Source organism: Pseudomonas sp. 7SR1 (assembly GCF_900156465.1).
In the GTDB taxonomy this organism is placed as follows: Bacteria; Pseudomonadota; Gammaproteobacteria; order Pseudomonadales; family Pseudomonadaceae; genus Aquipseudomonas.
This window is the reverse complement of the sequence record NZ_LT707064.1, coordinates 2617734-2638316: the sequence shown is the minus strand read 5'-3', so window position 1 is coordinate 2638316 and position 20583 is coordinate 2617734. Positions and strand designations below refer to the sequence as shown.

Sequence of the window (20583 nt, the reverse complement as noted above, 5' to 3'; positions counted from 1 at the left end):
GCTCGCGATAGACGAGTGTCAGCCCCCTCGATGTTGGCCGATCCACCGCTATCGCGAGCCAGCTCGCTCCCACAAGGATTACAGGACTTAATGCTTACTCAGCCAGCACCTGGCCAATGGTCGGATCCTTGAACAGCCGGGTCAGGGCATCGCTCAACACGTCGCCGACCAGCTTGGTGTTGGTGTCCTGGTTGGGCGCCATGCCGAAACGCTGGTCCAGCGAAGCGCCATACCGACCGCTGTAGCGACGGTTGGCGTTCTGCACATCGGAGCGGAACGTCGCGCCGATGGTGGCTTCCGTCACGTACATGCCTTCCTTGGGCGACTGATACTTGAGCTCGGCCAGGGTCACGGTCAGTTGCGGTGCATTCATCGCGTTCGCGGTCGGGGTGAAGCCCAGCAAACGTACAGCGGCTTCGGCCTGGGCCTGCAGCTTGGGCAGGATCTGCGCCCCCTGCACGGTGATCACGCTGGTTTCCGGGTACAGTCCGCCACGGGTACCGAGGGTTGGCGAGGGACGACCGTCCACCACACGCACGACTACTGGCTGGCCACGTCCGACTGGCGCCAGCTGGGCGTTGAGCCTGGGTTCAGGGTTAAGTTGTTGCGGGCTGTGGGCGCAGCCGACGAGGGTCAGACTGGTCACAGCGATCAAACCGAACAACAGGCGTTGCAACATGCTCTTCTCTCCAGAATCGGGCACTGACAAGCCCGCAGTATAGCGGTGCGCCACCGCGGCGAACCAGCCGATGAATGCTGAAATATCTGACATGAACCGGCTATCTCGGTTCCTGTCACTCCATTGTCACGGTCCTTACACCGGCATGTCATGACCCAATGCCAGGCTGTTCCCAAGCATCCCGACACGGTAACGATCATGCGCCTCCTTATCTCCCTGTTTACCCCTCGCCCCCATCACCGCAGTTTCGCCCTGCTGGACCGCGACGGTCGCTGCCAGGCGTTCAAGCAATGCAGCCTGCAACCCATGGGCGAAGGTTGGGTGGAAATCGAAGAGATCCGGCTCAGCTGGCTGAACCAGCCCTTGCCCGCCAGCGCCCGCGTACAACCGCTTCGTGCCCGCGCTCGCAACCGTCAATTGTTGGCCATCTGACCAGATGGCTAATAAAAGTCATTAAACACGACCATTTCCCTGCGTTTCTTCGTTACAATCTCCCCCCGATTATAAGGACGTCTCCTGATCGGGCCTCGCAACACCGCTGATGCATGGTCATCGGCACCCAGCATCGCCCACAGAGAGCCGCCCACACAGATCGAGTGAAGCTGGCGCGCCTGCTGTTTCCGGGCCAATCACCACTTTTCGCGAATCTGCAGAGCTGTCATTACGCTCGGTCACTGAGCTGTCTGCCCGTTTTGCCTGTCATGTACTCCATGGGGGCAACCGATCCGGGCACGGTGCCAGGCTGGGACAGCCCTTTTTTGAGGTTCACGTCTTCAAAAGAGCGTGAAAAAACGGGTTTTCACAACTTCACGAGAGTGTGGCGAGCAAATGAAGAGTTTTGCGTCTGAACAAGCACCATCAGCGTCTGGAATAGCCCAACGACACAGGACCGGATATCGCTCAAGAACTGGCGCCTGAAGCCTGTCCGCTACGGATTTGGTTGCACGAGTGGATGTCTCGGCCATAAGTCGAATTGCCTGCCCGGCGCTTAAATGAGTTCATATGACTCTTGAGGCCAGGCTGCATGCATCCGCAGTGTTGCGAATGAATTGCGAAGATTCGGACATGGCGATCCTGGCCATGGGTACCTGGGGCGCAACTGACCTTGCCCCGCCACTCCTGGCCGCTATGCCGACAATTTGGTGCTGCAGATTTTGGAGACGCGTTAAATGGCGCATAACGAAGCAGTCGATGTAGTTCTGGTAGGGGCCGGCATCATGAGTGCCACCCTGGCCGTGCTGCTCAAGGAGCTCGACCCCGCGATTTCGCTGGAAGTCGTCGAGCTGATGGATTCCGGTGCCGCGGAGAGTTCCAACCCCTGGAACAACGCCGGTACCGGCCACGCCGGGCTGTGTGAGCTGAACTACACCCCCCAGGCGGCCGATGGCAGTATCGACATCAAGAAAGCCGTGCATATCAACGCCCAGTTCGAGGTGTCGAAGCAGTTCTGGACCTACCTGACCCGCAAGGGCACGTTCGGCTCGTCCAGGTCCTTCATCGCACCGGTGCCGCACCTGAGCTTCGTGCAGGGCGAGAAAGGCGTGGCGTTCCTGAAGAAGCGCTTCGAACTGTTGAAGCAGCATCACGCCTTCGCCGACATGGAATACACCGAGGACAAGGCCAAGATGGCCGAGTGGATGCCGTTGATGATGCCCGGCCGGCCGGACGACGAAGTCATCGCCGCCACCCGGGTCATGAACGGCACCGACGTCAACTTCGGCGCCCTGACCAATCAGTTGCTCCAGCACCTGACCAGTGCCCCGGACGCCCAGGTCAAGTACTGCAAGCGGGTGACCGGCCTCAAGCGCAATGGCGCCGGCTGGACGGTCAGCATCAAGGACGTCAATTCCGGCAGCACTCGTGAAGTCGATGCCAGGTTCGTCTTCCTGGGCGCCGGCGGCGCGGCGCTGCCGTTGCTGCAAGCCTCGGGCATCGAGGAAAGCAAGGGCTTCGGCGGCTTCCCGGTCAGCGGCCAGTGGCTGCGTTGCGACAACCCGGACGTGGTCAAGCACCACCAGGCCAAGGTCTACAGCCAGGCCGCCGTGGGCTCGCCTCCCATGTCGGTACCGCACCTGGACACCCGCGTGGTCGACGGCAAGAAATCCCTGCTGTTCGGGCCGTACGCCGGCTTCACCACCAAGTTCCTCAAGCACGGTTCGATCATGGACCTGCCACTGTCGGTGCGCGCCGGCAACATCGGGCCGATGCTGGCCGTGGCACGTGACAACATGGACCTGACCAAGTACCTGATCAGCGAAGTGATGCAGTCCATGGAGCAGCGCCTGGAAGCCCTGCGTCGTTTCTATCCCGAGGCGAAAGCCGAGGACTGGCGCCTGGAAGTGGCCGGCCAGCGAGTGCAGATCATCAAGAAAGACCCGAAGAAAGGTGGCGTCCTGCAATTCGGCACCGAACTGGTGGCGGCCAAGGACGGCACCATCGCCGCCCTGCTGGGCGCATCGCCGGGTGCTTCGGTGACCGTTTCGATCATGCTGGAACTGATCGAGCGCTGCTTCCCCGAGAAGGCCAAGGGCGAATGGGCCGCCAAGCTCGCGGAAATCTTCCCGGCCCGGGAAAAAGTGCTGGAGACCGACGCGGCGCTGTATCGCAAGGTCAATGCGCAGAACAACGTCGCACTGGAACTGGTTGAAGAAAACAGCGAGACCCCAAGCTACGCTTGATTGGTCCGCATGAAAAAAACGCCCCGTACTCCATGAATACGGGGCGTTTTTTTATGGGAGAAGCTTGGGATGGCGCCCGCTGGTCCGCCAGGCAGCCCCTCGGCCAGTCAACCGCGCGCCTTGTTGAACAACTCGATGTATTCCTCGGCGTTGCGCTGGTCCTTGATCAACGCGACGAAATCGTTGCCATGTTCGTCCTTGCCATCGAGGTCATAGCCGGCTTCGACGAAGAAGGTCAGGAAGCGCTCGAAATCGTCGACCCGCAGACCGCGATAGCCCTTGATCAGTTTGTGCAGCGACGGCGAGGTGGCATCGGCCGGTTCGAAGTTGAGGAACAGTTTGATCTGTTCGTCGCCAATCTCGTCACCAATCACCTGTTTCTTGTCTTTACGCATTGCCGGCTCCAGCTCGCACAGTTCACGGGGCGGGCAGTTTACCCCCGGCGGGCCCCAGGGCTCAACGCGAGCGTTCGGTGCCGGTGTGCAGGTCGGCCCAGATATGACCATTGGCGTAGGTCAGAAACTGCACGTAGACCGTGTCGTTGCGCAACAGATCGATGACCACCCGATACTGGGCCTGTGGATAAGACAGGGTCAGGGTCTTGCTCGCTTCGTCGAAGAGCGGTTTCTTCAGGCTTTTGCTTTCGCCATCGAAATTGAGGATCACCTGGCTGATGGTGGCGCCCTTGTTCAGGGGCTTGCCCTTGAGGCGAACCAGCAGTGGCGAGGTCACCGGTATCGGTTGCTGGTTGGATTGCCGCTGGTTGCCCAGCACCACCGAGTACTCGGTGACCTGCAGCAGTTGCTGTTGTTCGGGCTGTTCCTGGCGCACCACCAGGTCGTCAGGCGGCAGGAACTGGCTGTGCATCGGCGCGGCGACCACCGCCAGGGGCAGGCTGGATATCAACAGCGGAACGGCGCAGCGGCGGATCGATACTCTCATGTCAGGCTCCGAGGTCTTGGCCCGGCACTCTAGCATGAGCAGGAACGATAAAAATAAGCGAGCCGGGTCAATACATCCGGGGCTCCGGCGCGGCATACTCAGATGGCCATCAGCCTTGGTTTCATCGTGGCCAGGGACTGGTGTCCGGCAGGTCCAGATGCGTCCCGTTCAGTTAGTGGAGTGCCTATGTCTTTCTCCGCCCCGCCCTTGTTCGCTGCCTGGCGCCAGGCCTGGCGCACCGGTTATACCCTCGAGCGCCTGCGTGGCGACCTGGTGGCCGGGCTGACGGTCGGCATCATCGCCATCCCCCTGGCCATGGCGTTGGCAATCGCCGTCGGCGTGCCACCGCAGCATGGCTTGTACACCGTACTGGTAGCGGCACCGCTGATTGCCCTGACCGGCGGCTCGCGCTTCAACGTGAGCGGGCCAACAGCGGCATTCGTGGTGATCCTGCTTCCCATCACCCAGCAATACGGCCTGGGTGGCCTGCTGCTGTGCACGATGCTGGCCGGCCTGATCCTGATCGCCCTGGGACTGATGCGGGCCGGGCGGCTGATCCAGTACATTCCCTATCCGGTCATCCTGGGCTTTACCGCCGGTATCGGCGTGGTCATTGCCACCTTGCAATTGAAGGACCTGCTGGGCCTGACCACCATCGGCCAGGCCCAGCACTACATCGAACAGCTGGGCGCCCTGATCGTGGCGTTGCCCAGCGCACGACTGGGCGATGGCATTGTCGGCATCACCTGCCTGGCGGTGCTGATCGTCTGGCCACGCTGGGTCCCGCGCGTTCCGGGGCATCTGGTCGCACTGCTCGTCGGGGCGCTGCTGGGGGTGCTGCTGGAGCTCGGTGGCTGGCCCATCGCGACACTGGGCGAACGCTTCAGCTATATGGTCGATGGCATCAGCCATCCCGGCATCCCGCCCTTGCTGCCAACCTTCGACTGGCCGTGGAACCTGCCAGCCGGCGATGGCCAGCCACTGGGCCTCTCCTATGACCTGATCCGCCAATTGATGGCGCCGGCGTTCGCCATTGCCATGCTCGGCGCCATCGAATCGCTGCTGTGCGCCGTGGTGGCCGATGGCATGACCGGCAGCAAGCACGACCCCAACGCCGAACTGATGGGCCAGGGCCTGGGCAACCTGGTTGCGCCGCTGTTCGGTGGCATCACCGCCACGGCGGCGATTGCCCGTAGCGCCACCAACGTGCGCAGCGGCGCGTCCTCTCCGCTGGCCGCGATCATCCACAGCCTCGTGGTGCTGCTGGCGATGTTGCTGCTGGCACCGCTGTTCAGCTACCTGCCCATGGCTGCCATGGCTGCGTTGCTGGTGATGGTCGCCTGGAACATGAGCGAGGCCGGACATGTACTGCACACCCTGCGCATCGCCCCACGCAGTGATGTGCTGGTGCTGCTCACCTGCCTGAGCCTGACGGTGCTGTTCGACATGGTACTGGCGGTCGCCGTCGGCCTGCTGCTGGCGGCCGGGCTGTTCATCAAGCGCATGAGCGAACTGACCGACAGCGCCGAGCTGCCGCGTCACGCCCACCAAGCCTTGCTGGATATGCCCGAGCATGTGCGCTGCTATGAAATTCGTGGCCCGCTGTTCTTCGGCGCGGCAGAAAAGGCCCTGGACGTGCTGCGCAGATTCGATCCGGATGTGCGGGTCGTCGTGGTGGACATGGCCGCGGTGCCGATGCTGGACATGACCGCCCTGGCGGCGTTTGAAAATATCCTGAAGGATTATCGCAAGCAGAACATCGGCCTGATCCTGGTGGCAACCACCCCCAGGGTGCGCCTGAAGCTACGCCGTGCCGGCGTTCATCGCGAACGGCGCCAACTGGCGTATGTGCAAACCCTGGAGCAGGCGCGGGTCAAGAGCGAGCAGTGGTTGCAAGCCAACCACGCCTGACCTGGGTCTATCAGTCGAACTGGGCGCGCATCCAGGCCTGGTACTCGACAACGCCGGGCTCGCCTTCACGGGGTGCCCAATGGGCCAGTTCGCCTTCGCCCACGGGCCGGTAAGGGCCTGCCTTGCATTCGAACATCAGGCTGTCGGGTTCCAGCACCACCAGGCCGTGATACACACCGGCCGGCAGGTCGACGCCAAGGCAATCGCCTCCGGCCTGCAGGACGCGCTTGTCCACCACTCCCCCGGCCTCGTCGAAGATCAACACACCGAGACGACCCCTGAGTACCAGGAGCGTCTCGGCCTTGTCAGCGCTCAGGTGCCGATGCGGCGGGATGTAGGTCGAAGGCTGCAGGCCCACGGCCATGCGGTGGCAGGGCTCTTCCATGCGATGGAAATTATGGTGCTGGCGTCCGCGAGGACTGGCCGTGGCTTTCTCGGCCAGTTCATCGAACAACGCCTGATCCAGAAAGCCTGGCCGGGTCATCGATTACATTCCTTTCACAGCGAAAATACCGTTGGCGTTGCGCCAGTAACCCTTGTAGTCCATGCCATAGCCGAAGATATAGCGGTCGACGCATGGCAGGCCCACGAAATCAGCCTTCAGGTCGGGACGAGCCTTGCGGTCGTGGTCCTTGTCGATCAGCACGGCAGTGTGCACGGCACGGGCACCGGCGTGCCTGCAGAAGTCGATGATGGCGCCCAGGGTGTGCCCTTCGTCGAGAATGTCGTCGATGATCAAGACATCGCGATCGATGAACGACACTTCCGGCTTGGCTTTCCAGAACAGGTCGCCGCCGCTGGTTTCATTGCGATAACGGGTGGCGTGCAGGTAGGACGCCTCCAGCGGGAAGTTCAGGTAGGTCAGCAGCTTGCCGGAGAAAATCAACCCGCCGTTCATGACGCAGAACACCACCGGGTTGGACTCGGCCAGTTGTTCATTGATTTGCGCACCGACACGGGCGATGGCCGCTTCGACTTCGGCTTCGGTGTACAGGCAGTCAGCCTCTCGCATGATTTGACGGATATGCTCGAGATCAGCGGACATGGCGCTCTCCAGGGGAGGTTGAAGGGAGGGACGGGTTCGGAAAAGCGGGCAAAGGTACGCATCCCGCCCGGCCAGATCAAGCGTTTGTGGACTAACGTTCTGTATTGTCTATAGGACAACATCCCCGGATAGATTAATCTAGCCCGGTTTTTTTGCCCGCCGCCGGAGCCTTCCCATGCCCATCCTCGAGATCCGCCATCCGCTGATCAGACATAAACTCGGCCTGATGCGTCGTGCCGACATCAGCACGAAGAACTTCCGCGAGCTCGCACAGGAAGTCGGTGCGCTGCTCACCTATGAAGCCACCAAGGACCTGCCGCTGGAGTCCTACCAGATCGATGGCTGGGCCGGTGCGGTCCAGGTAGAGAAAATCGCCGGCAAGAAAATCACCGTGGTGCCGATCCTGCGCGCCGGTATCGGCATGCTCGAGGGTGTGCTTAGCCTGATCCCGGGCGCCAAGGTCAGCGCCGTGGGCGTGGCCCGTAACGAGCAGACCCTGCAAGCCCACACCTACCTGGAAAAACTGGTGCCGGAAATCGACGAGCGCCTGGCGATGATCATCGACCCGATGCTCGCCACCGGCAGTTCCATGGTCGCCACCATCGACCTGCTGAAAAAAGCCGGTTGCCGGGATATCCGCGCCATGGTGCTGGTTGCCGCGCCCGAAGGCATCAAGGCGGTGGAAGACGCCCATCCCGACGTAACCATCTACACCGCCTCCATCGATCAGAAGCTCAACGAGCATGGCTACATCATCCCGGGCCTGGGCGATGCCGGCGACAAGATCTTCGGCACCAAGCAGAAGGACGCTTGAGCATGCAGGATGAATTCAACGATCCGCTCTGGCGCCAGGTGCTGTCCGGTGCGCAGATGCTGTTCGTCGCCTTTGGCGCGCTGGTGCTGATGCCGCTGATCACCGGGCTGGACCCCAACGTGGCACTGTTTACCGCCGGCCTGGGCACCATCCTGTTCCAGGTGGTGACCGGGCGCCAGGTGCCGGTGTTCCTGGCATCGAGTTTCGCGTTCATCACTCCGATCATTCTCGCCAAGGGCCAGTTCGGCCTGGCCGAGACCATGGGCGGCGTGATGGCGGCCGGCTTCGTCTACACCTTCCTGGGGCTGGCGGTGAAGATCAAGGGCACCGGGTTCATCGACCGGCTGTTGCCGCCGGTGGTGATCGGTCCGGTGATCATCTCCATCGGCCTGGCGATGGCGCCGATTGCCGCGAACATGGCCATGGGCAAGGCCGGTGACGGCACCGAGCTGATCCACTACCAGACCGCGATGCTGATTTCCATGCCGGCCCTGCTCACCACCCTGGTGGTCGCCGTATTCGGCAAAGGCATTTTCCGCCTGGTGCCGATCATTTCCGGCGTGCTGGTGGGTTTCGCCATGTCGTTCTTCTTCGACGTGGTGGACACCGCGAAGATCGCCGCCGCGCCATGGTTCGCACTGCCGAACTTCACTGCGCCGGCGTTCAACTGGCAAGCGATCCTGTTCATCGTGCCGGTAGCGCTGGCACCGGCCATCGAGCATATCGGCGGCGTGATTGCCGTGGGCAGCGTGACCGGCCGCGACTACCTGAAAAAACCCGGCCTGCATCGCACGCTGTTCGGCGACGGCATTGCCACCACCGCGGCCGGCCTGTTCGGCGGTCCGCCCAACACCACCTATGCCGAAGTCACCGGCGCGGTGATGCTGACCAAGAACTACAACCCGAAGATCATGACCTGGGCGGCGATCTTCGCCATCGCCCTGGCATTCATCGGCAAGTTCGGCGCGCTGCTGCAGAGCATCCCGGTGCCGGTCATGGGCGGTATCCTGTGCCTGTTGTTCGGTTCGATCGCGGCGGTGGGCATGAACACGCTGATCCGCCACAAGATCGATCTGGGCGAGGCGCGCAACCTGGTGATCGTCTCCGTGACCCTGGTGTTCGGCATTGGCGGCGTGCTGGTCGGCACAGGCACTGGCCCGGACGATTTCGGCCTCAAGGGCATCGCATTGTGCGCGGTAGTGGCAATCGCCCTGAACCTGATCCTGCCGGGCAATGACAGCTGGAAGCACAAGAAGGCGGATGAGCCGCTGATCTGACTCAGGCATGAAGACTTCGTTGTCGGCCTGATAGTCATCGAGAGCAAGCTCGCTCCCACAATGGATCTCGAGTGGTCACAAACTTTGTGTCCCCCCGCAGATCCCATGTGGGAGCGAGCTTGCTCGCGATGAGGCCCTTGAACGTCACAAAGCTATGGGAGCCCGTTCACAGAGAGTGCTCAACGCCTGTGCCCACTGCGGCTCATCATTGAGGCAAGGCACCAGCACCAGCTCCTCCCCGCCCGCCTCGCGGAACTGCTCACGGCCACGATCGCCGATTTCCTCCAGGGTTTCGATGCAGTCGGCCACGAATGCCGGACACATCACCAACACTTTCTTCACACCACTTTTGGCCAGTTCATCCAGCCGCGCTTCGGTGTAGGGTTCGATCCACTTGGCGCGGCCCAGCCGCGACTGGAACGACACCGACCATCGACCCTGCGCCAGTCCCATGCGCTTGGCGAATAATTCGGCAGTGCGTATGCACTGGGCGCGGTAACAGGTCGCCATGACCTGCGGCGAGGCGTTCCGGCAGCAGTCGGCATCCTTGAAACAGTGGAAACCCGTGGGGTCGAGCTTGGTCAGGTGCCGCTCTGGCAAGCCATGGAAACTGAGCAACAAGTGATCGTAGTCCTGTTCCAGATAAGGCTTGGCGCTGGCAACCAGTGCATCCAGATATTCCGGCTGGTCGTAGAACGGCTGGAGAATCGAGAACTGCACATCGAGCTTCTTTTCCCGCACCACCCGCTTCGCTTCCTCGACCACCGTGGTGACCGTGCTGTCAGCGAACTGCGGGTACAACGGCGCCAAGGTGATCTTCCTATGCCCCTGGCTGGCCAGGCGCACCAGCGCCGACTCAATGGACGGCTCGCCGTAACGCATCGCCAGCTCCACCGGCCCTTGGGTCCACTGCGCGGTCATGGCCTGTTGCAGCCGACGACTGAGCACCACCAGCGGTGAGCCTTCATCCCACCAGATCGAGGCATAGGCGTGGGCCGATTGCTCGGGGCGCTTGATCAGGATCAGCGACACCAGCAGCCGCCGTACCGGCCAGGGCAAGTCGATAACGTAGGAGTCCATCAGGAACTGGTTGAGGTAACGGCGCACATCGGCCACCGAGGTGGAGGCAGGCGAACCCAGATTCACCAGAAGCAACGCGTGATCGGTCATGCAACGTCCTATTTCAGAAGCGGCCGGACAACGTCGTCCAGGGCCGCGGGCAAGTCAGTGAACCGGAAAGTGAAACCCGCCGCCTGCAATCGGACCGGCGTGGCGCGCTGGCCGCCCAGCAACAGCAATGACAATTCTCCCAATGCGACTTTCAGCACCAGCTCCGGCATCGGCACCACCGTTGGCCGATTCAGCACCCGCCCCAGGGCCTTGGTGAAATCGCGGTTGCGTACCGGGTTTGGCGCGCACGCATTATAAGGACCGCTGGCGTCATCGCGATGCAGAAGAAAATCAATCAGAGCGATTTGATCGTCGATATGAATCCATGGCATCCACTGCCGACCATTGCCGATACGCCCGCCCAGCCCCAGTTTGAAGGGCAATAGCAGCCGCGACAAAAAGCCGCCCTCGGTGGCCAGGACCAGGCCGGTGCGCACCAGTACGACGCGCAGCCCCATGGCCTCGGCCCGCTGTGCGGTTTCTTCCCAGGCAATGCACAACTGGCTGGCGAAGTCCTCGCTCACGGGACCGGATTGCTCGGTCAGTTCCCGCTCACCGCCGTCTCCGTACCAACCCACCGCGGAACCGGAAACCAACACTCGGGGCTTGCGCTCGCAACGTTCCAGCCAGGCCAGCAAGACCTCCGTGAGGGTGACGCGACTGCTCCACAACAGCATCTTGCGCTTGTGGCTCCAGGGCCGGTCGGCAATCGGTGCCCCGGCGAGGTTCACCACCGCATCCACCGGCTCTTCGATCTCTTCGAGCCTGGCAATCCCTCGCACCTGTGCTCCGCAGATATTCGCCACCTGTTCAGGCCGACGACTCCATACTGTCAAACGATGTCCCTGCTCCAGCCAGTGACGGCAGAGCCGACGCCCGATCAATCCAGTACCGCCGGTCAGCAATATGTGCATGAGGTGATCCTCGCAGAGCGTTTTACCCGGCCCATTAGTCTATTTTTATAAGCAGGGATTTTTCGTATCAGACAGGGTCTGTGTTTTAACAATAGGACAACCTGTCCAAACGCGAACGGTAAAACTTATACCAAAAACCCGAATTGTACAGCTTTGAACGACGGCGTAGTCTGTACAGAAAGCTAAACGAGGCCCTCATGACTGTACCTATCGCAATCATCGGCACCGGCATCGCCGGACTCTCAGCCGCCCAGGCCCTGACGGAGGCCGGGCACATCGTTCAACTCTTCGATAAAAGCCACGGCAGCGGCGGGCGCATGTCCAGCAAACGCAGCGACGCCGGTGCGCTGGACATGGGCGCGCAATATTTCACTGCGCGCGATCGTCGCTTCGTCACCGAAGTGCAGCGTTGGCAAGCCAACGGCTGGGCCGCGGAATGGAACCCGCAGCTCTATCACTTCCAGGGCGGGCAGCTATCCCCTTCGCCGGACGAACAGACCCGCTGGGTCGGCACCCCGCGCATGAGCGCCATCACCCGGGCCTTGCTGGGCAAATTGCAGGTGCAGTTCTCCTGCCGGATCACCGAAGTGTTCCGCGGCCAGGAACACTGGCACCTGCAGGATGCGGAAGGCTTCACCCATGGCCCGTTCGGCCAGGTCGTGATTGCCACCCCCGCGCCCCAGGCCACTGCCCTGCTCGCCACCGCACCGAAACTGGCCGGGGTCGCAGCCGGGGTCAAGATGGACCCGACCTGGGCCGTGGCCCTGGCATTCGAACAGCCGCTGGATACGCCCATGGAAGGCTGCTTCGTCCAGGACAGCCCTCTGGACTGGCTGGCCCGCAACCGCAGCAAGCCGGGACGCGACAGCAAGCTCGATACCTGGGTTCTGCATGCCACCAGCGAGTGGAGCCGGCAGCACATCGACCTGTCCAAGGAAGCCGTGATCGAACACCTGCACGGTGCCTTCGCCGAGTTGCTGCACAGCGCAATGCCCGCCCCCAGCTTCAGCATGGCCCATCGCTGGCTCTACGCGCGTCCCGCCGGCAGCCACGAATGGGGCGCCCTGGCCGATGCCGACCTGGGGCTGTATGTCTGCGGCGACTGGTGCCTGTCGGGCCGGGTCGAAGGAGCGTGGCTCAGCGGCCAGGAAGCCGCGCGTCGCTTGCACGCCAGCCTGCAATAACTCGCGTCACCCTGCGCTACCCGCTGCTGTCGAGGCAGACAGCAGCCCATCTGCGACAACCTGTTCGACGCCGCCGCCTGCTGCAAATCCACACAAGTGGTTGACTTGTGCCGCAGCGAACCTATGATGAAATAATTGTACAAGAACAGTTTTCTGTACAAGAAAATGAATCAGAGGTCGCCCATGCCCAACGAAGCCGCTGCCAAGCCGAAAATCGCCATCAGTGCCTGCCTGATGGGCGAGGAAGTCCGTTTCAATGGCGGGCATAAACAATCGCATCTGTGCAGTCGTGTCCTTACGGAGTATTTCGAGTTCGTGCCCGTATGCCCGGAAGTCGCCATTGGCCTGGGCATTCCGCGAGAACCGATCCGGCTGGTGGGCGATCCCGCGAACCCCGACGCGGTCGGCACGGTGAAGCCTAACCTGGACGTGACGCGCCCACTGGCCGAGTACGGCAGGCAAATGGCTGCTGAGCTGGACGACATCTGCGGCTACATCTTCATGCAGAAGTCACCGTCCTGCGGGCTGGAACGGGTCAAGGTCTACAGCCATGACGGCGCCCCGCAAAAGGATGGCGGACGGGGCATCTACGCCCAGGCGTTCTGTGATCGCCATCCGGACCTGCCGGTGGAGGAAGACGGTCGCCTCAACGACCCGGTGCTGCGGGAGAACTTCCTGACCCGGGTATTCGCCTACGCGGCATGGCAACCCCTGCGCCACAAGAACCTGACCCGGCGGGACCTGATCGAATTCCACTCGCGCTACAAGTACCTGCTGATGGCCCACAACCCGGTGCAATACAAGGCCCTGGGCAACCTTTTGGGCAGCATGGGCAAGGCCGATCCCAACGAGCTGGGGCCGCGCTACTTCAGCGCGCTGATGGCTGCCCTGAAAAAATGCGCCACCCGCCGGACCCACACCAATGTGCTGCAGCACCTGAGCGGTTATCTCAAGCGTGCCATCGGGGCCGAAGACAAGCAGGAAGTGCAACACCTCATTACCCAGTATCGCCAGGGCATCGTACCGCTGGTGGTGCCCCTGACGTTGCTCAAGCATCACTTGCGCCTGCATCCCGACCCGTACCTGTCGCAGCAGGCCTACTTGCAGCCGCACCCGGAAAACCTCAGCCTGCGTAACGCCATCTGATGGCCCGTGAACCTGATTCGAGCGCACGCGAGGACCTGGGAGCCGACTTTGCCGAGGCCCTGGCCCAAGGTTGGCTGCCGATACGCGAAGTGGCGCGACAGACCGGCGTCAACGCCATTACCCTGCGCGCCTGGGAACGTCGCTATGGCCTGATCGTGCCGTACCGCACCCCCAAGGGCCACCGATTGTTCAGCGCCGAGCATGTGGAACGGATCCAGACCATCGTCACCTGGATCAATCGAGGCGTGGCCGTGAGCAAGATCAAGCCCCTGCTCGACACGCCACAACCACCGCCCGAAACGCCGGAGAACGACTGGCAGCGCCAGCGTCATGGGCTGGTGCTGGCCGTGACCCAACTGGCCGAGCGCCAGGTCGACGACCTGGTGAACCAGGCCATGGCGCTCTACCCGCCATGGACCGTCTGCGAGCAATTGCTGCTGCCCCTGCTGGCCGATCTGCACCGCCGCTGGCAAGGGCAGTTCGGCGCGCAACTGGAGCGTGTGTTCCTGCATTCCTGGCTGCGCAGCAAATTCGGCAGCCGGATCTACCACAACAACCGCCAGTTGCGCGGCGCACCGTTGCTGCTGGTCAATCAATCCGACCTGCCCCTGGACCCTCAGCTGTGGCTCACCGCCTGGCTGGCCAGCAGCACCGATTGTCCCGTGGAGGTATTCGACGAACCGATCCCTGCCGGCGAACTGGCCTTGGCCGTTGAGCGCCTCGCGGCTCGCGGTGTATTGCTGTATTCCAGCCACGCCTTGAACCCGTCGCAACTGCCCAGGCTGCTGAACGGGATCGACTGCCCGGTGATTATCGCCGGCAGTGCCGCATCGATCCACCACGCCAGCTTATCCACTGGAGCTGCGATGCCGAACGTCAGCTGGGCCGAAGACCCGTTATCGGCCCATCGTGAACTGCGCCGCCAGGCACTTCTTTGAATGGAAACCCTATGCAACTGATCTGGCTGCGCAGCGACCTGCGCCTGCACGACAACACCGCCCTGGCGGCCGCCACGGCTCGAGGCCCGTGTGTGGCAGTCTATCTACCAAGTCCGGAACAGTGGCGCAGCCACGACGACGCCCCCTGCAAGATCGATTTCTGGCTGCGCAACCTCACCTCGTTGAGCGCGGACCTGGGTGAGCTGAACATCCCGTTGCTGGTACGTGCTGCGGCGCGTTGGGACCAGGCGCCACAGGTGCTGCTCGGGTTATGCCGCGAGCTGAAGATCGATGCGGTGCACGTCAATGAAGAGTATGGGCTGAACGAAACCCGGCGAGATGCCGACGTGGCCCGGACCTTGAAAGCCCAGGGCATCGAATTTCACAGCCACCTCGACCAGCTGCTGTTCAAGCCCGGTAGTGTACTTACCCGGACCGGCAATTATTTCCAGGTGTTCAGCCAGTTTCGCAAACTCTGCTACAGCCGTTTGCACCTCTCGCTGCCGAGCCTGGCCGCCACTCCGGCCCGGCAAGCGCCAACCGGTATCGACAGCGATCCGGTACCGACCCGTGCCGAGGGCTTTCACCCTCCCGGCGAAGCGCTACGCACCCTTTGGCCCGCGGGCGAAAACGAAGCCCGGCGGCGTCTCGATGCATTCATCGACCAGCACCTCGACGACTACCAGCGCGACCGGGATTTCCCGGCCCGGCCCGGCACCAGCCAGCTTTCGGCCTACCTGGTGGCCGGTGTGGTCTCCCCACGCCAATGCCTGCACGCCGCGCTACAAGCCAACCAGGGTGAGTTCGAAAGCGGCAATGTCGGTGCTGTGACCTGGATCAATGAATTGCTTTGGCGAGAGTTCTATAAACACATTCTGGTGGGCTATCCCCGGGTGTCCCGGAACCGCGCGTTCCGCCCGGAAACCGAAGCATTGGCCTGGCGCGATGCCCCGCAGGAGCTGGCTGCCTGGAAAGAGGCCCGCACGGGGCTGCCGATCATCGATGCAGCCATGCGCCAACTGCTGGAGACAGGGTGGATGCATAACCGCCTGCGCATGGTCGTGGCGATGTTCCTCACCAAGAATCTGCTGATCGACTGGCGTGAAGGCGAGCGCTTCTTCATGCAGCACTTGATCGACGGCGACCTGGCCGCCAATAACGGCGGCTGGCAGTGGAGCGCCTCCACCGGCACGGACGCGGCGCCCTGGTTCCGGATTTTCAATCCACTGAGCCAATCGGAGAAATTCGACCGCGAAGGGGCCTTCATCAAACGTTGGTTACCCGAACTGAACGATCTGGACAGGCAACAGGTCCATAACCCCAAGGCCTACTGTGGATTGTTCGACAATGTGGACTACCCCGCTCCGATCGTCGACCTTGGCCGATCCCGAGCGCGTGCGCTGGCGGCGTTCAGGAACCTGCCAACGCGACAGGACGCGGCAGCGGAACCACAGGGCGATCATCGAACATGAAATTCCTGCCTGGCGGATGCAGTTTTCGCCACGCAGGATATAGTCTTACTAAATACATGGGTTTCACCGCGAAAACCTTGTATCAGACGCGGCGCGACCCGATCGAAAGGAGCACGGAATGGGTGTGAAACCGCCACGGCGATATTGGTTGACGGGGGCCAGTGATGGCGTCGCCGCTTCGCTCGCCGTTAAGCTGCTTGAAAGTGGAGCGCACCTGGCGATCAGTTCACGCTCGGGTAAACCCTGCCAAATCCTTTCCGAACGTTATCCGAACCAGATACTGATGGTGCCTGGTGACCTGACCGACAGCCAGACAGTACGCGAGATCGGCGAGCGGATCACCCAGCAGTGGGGCTCCCTGGACACCGTCATCCTCAATGCCGGAAGCACTGAACACGCCGACGGCCAGCCCGCTCCCCAGGCTTTCATCGAACACCTGATACGCAGCAACCTGCTGATGGCCAGTTTTTGCATCGAAACGGCCTTGCCACTGTTGCAAGCCGGCACCCTCCCCCATCTGGTGGGGATCGCCAGCCCGGCGACTTACCTGTCGCCGTCACTCACCGAGGCCAGCGGCAGCACGTTGCGGTCGCTGTTCGAAACGACCCGCGCCAGGCTCGCCTCCGACGGCATCGCCGTGACATTGGTCCACCCCGGCTTCGACGATCAGTCGCTGTGTCTGGACGACGGCTCATTACCCACTGCCGGCTCGACGGACGAAGCGGCCGCTTACATCCTGGCCCACCTCGCCGAAAGGCCTGCCGAGTTGAAACTCCCTATCGCGGCGCTGGCGGCGCTCTGGCCGTTGCCCGCATCGGCCCAGGCCGGACAAACCGACGCCGACCCTTGCCAGGCCAGTGTGTGGTCACCGATCAAGGGTCGCCCTTGAAGGCCGTGGTTGCCTTACACTGCCGGCCATGAAAACCATCCCTCTCGTAGAACTCACTGCGCCGGCCGTGACGTGCTCGACCTGCGCGGCATGCTGCTGTCGACTGGAAGTGCTGCTGATCACCGACACCGGCGTCCCGCCACGTTTCATTGCCATGGATGATTGGGGTGGGGAAGCCATGTTGCGGCTGGATGACGGCTGGTGCGCGGCACTGGATCGCGACAGCATGAAATGCACGATCTACGAGAAACGTCCGTTGATCTGCAGGGAGTTCGAGATGGGCGCGCCGGAATGCGTCGAGGAACGCCTGGGCATCGCGACGGCATATCGTTAGGCCGTCGTCAGAAACGGTTCGCCCGCGAGGTCATCGGATCAGCCAGCATTGATGTGACCGATACCCCGCCCTCGCGAGAAAGCCCGCTCTCACCAGGCTCTGTCTGGAATGTACCTGTACCAAGGCCCGTTTCAATGCAGCACGGCCGGGTGCAGGTACATCTCAGACAGAGCCTGAGCGAGCGTTACAGAGGCATGGTGTAGTGCAGCGCGTAGCTTTCCACGCCGTCGTTGTTCGACGAGATACCGGCGTTGGAGTAATGGGTGGCGCGAATGCCCACCTCATGCCCGCCATTGAAGCGCAGGCCAAAGCCGATGCGGTCTTCGAACTGGAACGCACTACCAAGCTTGTTATCTTCCAGCTCGGTGTTGGCGAACAGCGCAACGCCGATGCCGGCCTCGATATAAGGCTTCACGTTCTGACCGGAAAATTCATACACGAAGACCGGCGAGAACGACAGGCTGTGGTTACTGGAAGTCTCATCGCCTTCCCAGTAGGTGTAGGCACCACTCCAGTAGCCGGTCAGACGCCCCACGTCACTTTGCAACCAGCTTTTGTCCCAGTCGAACTGCATGCCCAGGCGATAGGTCATGGTCGAATCGCTGGTCTGGCCGATTCCAAACTCCACACCTGCCGCTTGCGCAGTGTAAGTGTGCCCCAACAACGCAGCCGCAAGTGCGGCAATGCAGAATAAGCGCTTCATTAGAAACATCCTTTTCCGAACAGACTTAGTTAGTTTTTTCTTACAAACAGACAGAGCTATAGAAATCCGCGTTGAAACAGAAGTTCAGCGATTTTTACACAATTTTCACGATTTCTTCACAGGTCGAAGCTTCGCACAACGCCGGGCGATTTCCATAGTACAGGTAGGATTTTTCTTAAATGTATCGGATCGGCGCTAGTCCAGAACAGGGTTTCGCTGGCAGGCCCCTCGGCCAGCAATGCTCGCTCGGCCAACAGCCGCTGAAGCTGCCGCGCCACCGCGGCGCCGGTATCGATCAGGCTGATGTGCCCGGGGACCATCTGCTCAAGCAATGGCTTGAGAAAAGGGTAATGGGTGCAACCCAGGATCAACGTATCGCAGCCGGCCGCCAGCAAGGGGTCGACATAATGTTGCAGCAGTTGGCGCAAGGCCGGGCTGTGCAGGTCCCCTGCCTCGATCAGTTCCACCAGGCCGGGACACGGTTGAGTGACCACGCGTACATCGGTGGCGAAACGATCGAGCAACGCGGCGAACTTTGCACTCTGCAAGGTACCGGTGGTGGCGAGTACACCGACGATGCCGCTGCGGGTCGCAGCCGCGGCCGGCTTGACCGCCGGCTCCATGCCAACGATGGGCCAGTCCGGATAATCGCGACGCAGGTCGGCCACGCCGGCGACGGTCGCGGTGTTGCAAGCCACCACCAGCGCCTTGGCGCCCTGGCGCTTGAGAAAGTCAGCGATGATCGCGCAGCGTTGTGCAATGAAGGCCGGGGTTTTCTCGCCATAGGGAATATGTCCGCAGTCGGCTACGTAGAGCAGCGACTCGTTGGGCAGCAACCGACGGATCTCCCCCAGCACCGACAGGCCACCGACACCCGAATCGAATACCCCGACCGGCGCGTCACGCATGTTGGCTACCACACACGCTGCAACCCGGATCGCGCTTGACCCGCAACTCACGGAAGCGTGAGCCCAGCGCATCGATCAACAGCAGGCGTCCCACCAGGGGTTCGCCGAACCCGACCAGCAGCTTCAACGCCTCCAGGGCTTGCAGGCTACCCACCAGCCCCACCAGCGGCCCGACCACGCCGGCCTCGCTGCAGGTCAGCTCGGCTTCGCTGCCATGACCGTAGAGACAGTGGTAGCAAGGGCTTTCGGGGCGACGTGGATCGAACACCGATAGCTGTCCCTCCAGTCGAATCGCCGCACCGCTGACAAGCGGTTTGCCCGCCCTGACACATGCCGCGTTCACCGCTTCGCGAGTGGAGAAATTGTCGGAGCAGTCCAGCACGACATCCACGGTCGCGACCACGGCGGCCAGACTGTCTTCGTCCATGGCCGTGTTGTGAGGCACAAGGCGGACCTCGGGATTGATCGCCGTCAGGCGACGCATCGCCGAATCGACCTTGCCCAGCCCGACGCTGTCGGTATCGTGGATGATCTGGCGTTGCAGGTTGGTCAGGTCCACCGTGTCGAAATCCGCCAGGTGCAGCTCGCCGACGCCGGCGGCGGCCAGGTACAAGGCCACCGGGGCGCCGAGGCCGCCAAGACCGACGATCAGTGCACGGCTCTGCTTGAGACGCACCTGCCCGTCGATGTCGACGTGCTGCAACAGAATCTGCCGGCTATAGCGCAACAGCTCCTGATCGCTCAGCACGGCATGCACCCCAGGCTGATGCGCTCATGGCCCCCCAGGTCCTTGCGACTGTGGACTTCGGCAAATCCCTGGGTCTGCAGCAGGTCACGCACCGCGGCGGCCTGATCGTATCCATGTTCGAGCATCAGCCATCCGCCAGGAGCGAGATGAGCCGGTGCCTGGGCAATGATGGTACGCAGGTCATCGAGACCATCCGCGCCGGCCACCAGCGCGCTGGCCGGCTCGAAACGCACGTCGCCTTCGACCAGGTGCGGATCGGTGGCAGCAATGTAAGGCGGGTTGCTGATGATCAGATCGAAACGCCGGCCGGCCAGGGCGCTGAACCAATGACTGCTGAGCACCGTGACGTTACCCAGGTCCAGGCGCTGACGATTGCGCTCGGCCAGGGCCACGGCTTCCAGCACCCGGTCGACGGCGGTCACCGTCCAGGCCGCACGTTCGCTGGCCAAGGCCAGGGCAATCGCGCCGCTGCCGGTGCCCAGGTCCAGTACCCTGGCCGGGGTCGCCGGCAACAAGGCCAGCGCGGTTTCCACCAGCAGCTCGGTGTCCGGTCGCGGAATCAGCGTATGAGGGGCGACTTCCAGGTCGAGCTTCCAGAAGCCCTGTTGTCCCAGGATGTAGGCCACCGGCTCGCCGGAACGACGCCGCCGCAGGTATTCGGAAAACAGCAGCGCGGCCTCGCTCGGCACGATCCGCTCGGGCCAGGTGTGCAGGAAACTGCGGGACTTGCCCAGGGCCGCCGCCAGCAGCAATTCGGCATCCAACCGCGGCGTGGGCGAATCCGGCAACTCGGCGGCGCGTAATACGCTGGCGATGATGGTCATGGGGTCT

At 62.3% G+C, this 20583-nt stretch carries 22 protein-coding genes and 1 pseudogene; 12 read left to right on the top strand and 11 right to left on the bottom strand.

Annotation, left to right across the window (positions count from 1 at the left end):
- Positions 1-94: 94 nt before the first annotated feature.
- Positions 95-679, bottom strand: a complete 585-nt coding sequence (locus BW992_RS12040; protein WP_072396873.1) for a YajG family lipoprotein — start codon at positions 677-679, stop codon at positions 95-97.
- A gap of 198 nt (positions 680-877) precedes the next feature.
- Here BW992_RS12040 and BW992_RS12035 point away from each other — a divergent pair, with 198 nt between their 5' ends.
- Both BW992_RS12035 and mqo read left to right on the top strand, forming a co-directional pair.
- Complete coding sequence (locus tag BW992_RS12035; protein WP_072396871.1) at positions 878-1111, top strand: hypothetical protein; 234 nt, start codon at positions 878-880, stop codon at positions 1109-1111.
- 737 nt (positions 1112-1848) lie between these two features.
- Positions 1849-3357, top strand: a complete 1509-nt coding sequence (mqo, locus tag BW992_RS12030; RefSeq protein WP_072396860.1) for a malate dehydrogenase (quinone) — start codon at positions 1849-1851, stop codon at positions 3355-3357.
- A 107-nt stretch (positions 3358-3464) separates the two neighbouring features.
- Here mqo and BW992_RS12025 read toward each other — a convergent pair whose 3' ends face one another.
- Positions 3465-3752 carry a PA4642 family protein gene (locus BW992_RS12025; protein ID WP_072396858.1) on the bottom strand — a complete coding sequence of 96 codons (288 nt, stop codon included), beginning with the start codon at positions 3750-3752 and terminating at the stop codon, positions 3465-3467.
- A 61-nt stretch (positions 3753-3813) separates the two neighbouring features.
- Positions 3814-4299, bottom strand: coding sequence for a hypothetical protein (locus tag BW992_RS12020; RefSeq protein ID WP_072396856.1), 486 nt, complete (start codon positions 4297-4299; stop codon positions 3814-3816).
- Between the two features lie 186 nt (positions 4300-4485).
- On the opposite strand from BW992_RS12020, the gene dauA reads away from it, so the two are divergent.
- Positions 4486-6210 (top strand): C4-dicarboxylic acid transporter DauA, encoded by a 1725-nt coding sequence (dauA, locus tag BW992_RS12015; RefSeq protein ID WP_072396854.1) that lies wholly within the window; start codon positions 4486-4488, stop codon positions 6208-6210.
- A gap of 10 nt (positions 6211-6220) precedes the next feature.
- On the opposite strand, the gene BW992_RS12010 is transcribed toward dauA, so the two are convergent.
- Entirely contained in the window at positions 6221-6694 is a 474-nt protein-coding gene (locus BW992_RS12010; protein ID WP_072396852.1) for a WbuC family cupin fold metalloprotein, read from the bottom strand.
- Positions 6695-6697: 3 nt separating this feature from the next.
- Positions 6698-7255 carry a hypoxanthine-guanine phosphoribosyltransferase gene (locus tag BW992_RS12005; RefSeq protein ID WP_072396850.1) on the bottom strand — a complete coding sequence of 186 codons (558 nt, stop codon included), beginning with the start codon at positions 7253-7255 and terminating at the stop codon, positions 6698-6700.
- A 175-nt stretch (positions 7256-7430) separates the two neighbouring features.
- On the opposite strand from BW992_RS12005, the gene upp reads away from it, so the two are divergent.
- Together upp and BW992_RS11995 are read left to right on the top strand one after the other, a co-directional pair.
- Positions 7431-8069, top strand: coding sequence for a uracil phosphoribosyltransferase (gene upp, locus BW992_RS12000; protein ID WP_072431557.1), 639 nt, complete (start codon positions 7431-7433; stop codon positions 8067-8069).
- Positions 8070-8071: 2 nt separating this feature from the next.
- Complete coding sequence (locus BW992_RS11995) at positions 8072-9346, top strand: uracil-xanthine permease family protein (protein WP_072396846.1); 1275 nt, start codon at positions 8072-8074, stop codon at positions 9344-9346.
- A gap of 144 nt (positions 9347-9490) precedes the next feature.
- Here the strand turns inward: BW992_RS11995 and hemH are convergent, their stop codons facing one another.
- Together hemH and BW992_RS11985 are read right to left on the bottom strand one after the other, a co-directional pair.
- Positions 9491-10516: a ferrochelatase gene (gene hemH, locus BW992_RS11990; protein WP_076406283.1), complete on the bottom strand. Its 1026-nt coding sequence runs from the start codon at positions 10514-10516 to the stop codon at positions 9491-9493.
- A gap of 8 nt (positions 10517-10524) precedes the next feature.
- Positions 10525-11430, bottom strand: a complete 906-nt coding sequence (locus tag BW992_RS11985; RefSeq protein WP_072396842.1) for a TIGR01777 family oxidoreductase — start codon at positions 11428-11430, stop codon at positions 10525-10527.
- Between the two features lie 197 nt (positions 11431-11627).
- On the opposite strand from BW992_RS11985, the gene BW992_RS11980 reads away from it, so the two are divergent.
- The 7 genes and pseudogenes from BW992_RS11980 to BW992_RS11955 all read left to right on the top strand — a co-directional run bounded on the left by BW992_RS11980 (position 11628) and on the right by BW992_RS11955 (position 17393).
- On the top strand, positions 11628-12614 hold the full coding sequence (locus BW992_RS11980; protein WP_072431555.1) for an NAD(P)/FAD-dependent oxidoreductase: 987 nt from the start codon (positions 11628-11630) through the stop codon (positions 12612-12614).
- A gap of 183 nt (positions 12615-12797) precedes the next feature.
- Complete coding sequence (locus BW992_RS11975) at positions 12798-13760, top strand: YbgA family protein (protein ID WP_072396838.1); 963 nt, start codon at positions 12798-12800, stop codon at positions 13758-13760.
- Complete coding sequence (locus tag BW992_RS11970) at positions 13760-14698, top strand: MerR family transcriptional regulator (protein WP_072396836.1); 939 nt, start codon at positions 13760-13762, stop codon at positions 14696-14698. The genes BW992_RS11975 and BW992_RS11970 overlap by 1 nt, the downstream gene beginning before the upstream one ends.
- An 11-nt stretch (positions 14699-14709) precedes the next feature.
- Complete coding sequence (phrB, locus tag BW992_RS11965) at positions 14710-16170, top strand: deoxyribodipyrimidine photo-lyase (protein WP_072396834.1); 1461 nt, start codon at positions 14710-14712, stop codon at positions 16168-16170.
- Between the two features lie 118 nt (positions 16171-16288).
- Positions 16289-17059, top strand: a complete 771-nt coding sequence (locus BW992_RS11960; protein ID WP_072396832.1) for an SDR family NAD(P)-dependent oxidoreductase — start codon at positions 16289-16291, stop codon at positions 17057-17059.
- Positions 17060-17065: 6 nt separating this feature from the next.
- Positions 17066-17176 (top strand): annotated as a pseudogene (locus tag BW992_RS27495) (hypothetical protein); the annotation flags it as partial.
- Positions 17127-17393, top strand: a complete 267-nt coding sequence (locus tag BW992_RS11955) for a YkgJ family cysteine cluster protein (RefSeq protein ID WP_371128612.1) — start codon at positions 17127-17129, stop codon at positions 17391-17393. The pseudogene BW992_RS27495 and the gene BW992_RS11955, both read left to right, overlap by 50 nt.
- A gap of 184 nt (positions 17394-17577) precedes the next feature.
- On the opposite strand, the gene BW992_RS11950 is transcribed toward BW992_RS11955, so the two are convergent.
- The 4 genes from BW992_RS11950 to prmC form a co-directional block, all read right to left on the bottom strand.
- Positions 17578-18096 (bottom strand): acyloxyacyl hydrolase, encoded by a 519-nt coding sequence (locus BW992_RS11950; RefSeq protein WP_072396828.1) that lies wholly within the window; start codon positions 18094-18096, stop codon positions 17578-17580.
- 116 nt (positions 18097-18212) lie between these two features.
- Positions 18213-19004 carry a glutamate racemase gene (gene murI, locus BW992_RS11945; protein ID WP_072396826.1) on the bottom strand — a complete coding sequence of 264 codons (792 nt, stop codon included), beginning with the start codon at positions 19002-19004 and terminating at the stop codon, positions 18213-18215.
- Positions 18997-19752 (bottom strand): molybdopterin-synthase adenylyltransferase MoeB, encoded by a 756-nt coding sequence (locus BW992_RS11940; RefSeq protein WP_072397207.1) that lies wholly within the window; start codon positions 19750-19752, stop codon positions 18997-18999. The genes murI and BW992_RS11940 overlap by 8 nt, the downstream gene beginning before the upstream one ends.
- Positions 19746-20576: a peptide chain release factor N(5)-glutamine methyltransferase gene (gene prmC, locus BW992_RS11935; protein ID WP_072396824.1), complete on the bottom strand. Its 831-nt coding sequence runs from the start codon at positions 20574-20576 to the stop codon at positions 19746-19748. The genes BW992_RS11940 and prmC overlap by 7 nt, the downstream gene beginning before the upstream one ends.
- Positions 20577-20583: the final 7 nt, after the last annotated feature.

What these genes read in the sequence shown, in the direction of transcription:
- BW992_RS12040 (WP_072396873.1), bottom strand. Translation starts at nt 679, where the DNA reads ATGTTGCAACGCCTGTTGTTCGGTTTGATCGCTGTGACCAGTCTGACC.
- BW992_RS12035 (WP_072396871.1), top strand. Translation starts at nt 878, where the DNA reads ATGCGCCTCCTTATCTCCCTGTTTACCCCTCGCCCCCATCACCGCAGT.
- mqo (WP_072396860.1), top strand. Translation starts at nt 1,849, where the DNA reads ATGGCGCATAACGAAGCAGTCGATGTAGTTCTGGTAGGGGCCGGCATC.
- BW992_RS12025 (WP_072396858.1), bottom strand. Translation starts at nt 3,752, where the DNA reads ATGCGTAAAGACAAGAAACAGGTGATTGGTGACGAGATTGGCGACGAA.
- BW992_RS12020 (WP_072396856.1), bottom strand. Translation starts at nt 4,299, where the DNA reads ATGAGAGTATCGATCCGCCGCTGCGCCGTTCCGCTGTTGATATCCAGC.
- dauA (WP_072396854.1), top strand. Translation starts at nt 4,486, where the DNA reads ATGTCTTTCTCCGCCCCGCCCTTGTTCGCTGCCTGGCGCCAGGCCTGG.
- BW992_RS12010 (WP_072396852.1), bottom strand. Translation starts at nt 6,694, where the DNA reads ATGACCCGGCCAGGCTTTCTGGATCAGGCGTTGTTCGATGAACTGGCC.
- BW992_RS12005 (WP_072396850.1), bottom strand. Translation starts at nt 7,255, where the DNA reads ATGTCCGCTGATCTCGAGCATATCCGTCAAATCATGCGAGAGGCTGAC.
- upp (WP_072431557.1), top strand. Translation starts at nt 7,431, where the DNA reads ATGCCCATCCTCGAGATCCGCCATCCGCTGATCAGACATAAACTCGGC.
- BW992_RS11995 (WP_072396846.1), top strand. Translation starts at nt 8,072, where the DNA reads ATGCAGGATGAATTCAACGATCCGCTCTGGCGCCAGGTGCTGTCCGGT.
- hemH (WP_076406283.1), bottom strand. Translation starts at nt 10,516, where the DNA reads ATGACCGATCACGCGTTGCTTCTGGTGAATCTGGGTTCGCCTGCCTCC.
- BW992_RS11985 (WP_072396842.1), bottom strand. Translation starts at nt 11,430, where the DNA reads ATGCACATATTGCTGACCGGCGGTACTGGATTGATCGGGCGTCGGCTC.
- BW992_RS11980 (WP_072431555.1), top strand. Translation starts at nt 11,628, where the DNA reads ATGACTGTACCTATCGCAATCATCGGCACCGGCATCGCCGGACTCTCA.
- BW992_RS11975 (WP_072396838.1), top strand. Translation starts at nt 12,798, where the DNA reads ATGCCCAACGAAGCCGCTGCCAAGCCGAAAATCGCCATCAGTGCCTGC.
- BW992_RS11970 (WP_072396836.1), top strand. Translation starts at nt 13,760, where the DNA reads ATGGCCCGTGAACCTGATTCGAGCGCACGCGAGGACCTGGGAGCCGAC.
- phrB (WP_072396834.1), top strand. Translation starts at nt 14,710, where the DNA reads ATGCAACTGATCTGGCTGCGCAGCGACCTGCGCCTGCACGACAACACC.
- BW992_RS11960 (WP_072396832.1), top strand. Translation starts at nt 16,289, where the DNA reads ATGGGTGTGAAACCGCCACGGCGATATTGGTTGACGGGGGCCAGTGAT.
- BW992_RS11950 (WP_072396828.1), bottom strand. Translation starts at nt 18,096, where the DNA reads ATGAAGCGCTTATTCTGCATTGCCGCACTTGCGGCTGCGTTGTTGGGG.
- murI (WP_072396826.1), bottom strand. Translation starts at nt 19,004, where the DNA reads ATGCGTGACGCGCCGGTCGGGGTATTCGATTCGGGTGTCGGTGGCCTG.
- prmC (WP_072396824.1), bottom strand. Translation starts at nt 20,576, where the DNA reads ATGACCATCATCGCCAGCGTATTACGCGCCGCCGAGTTGCCGGATTCG.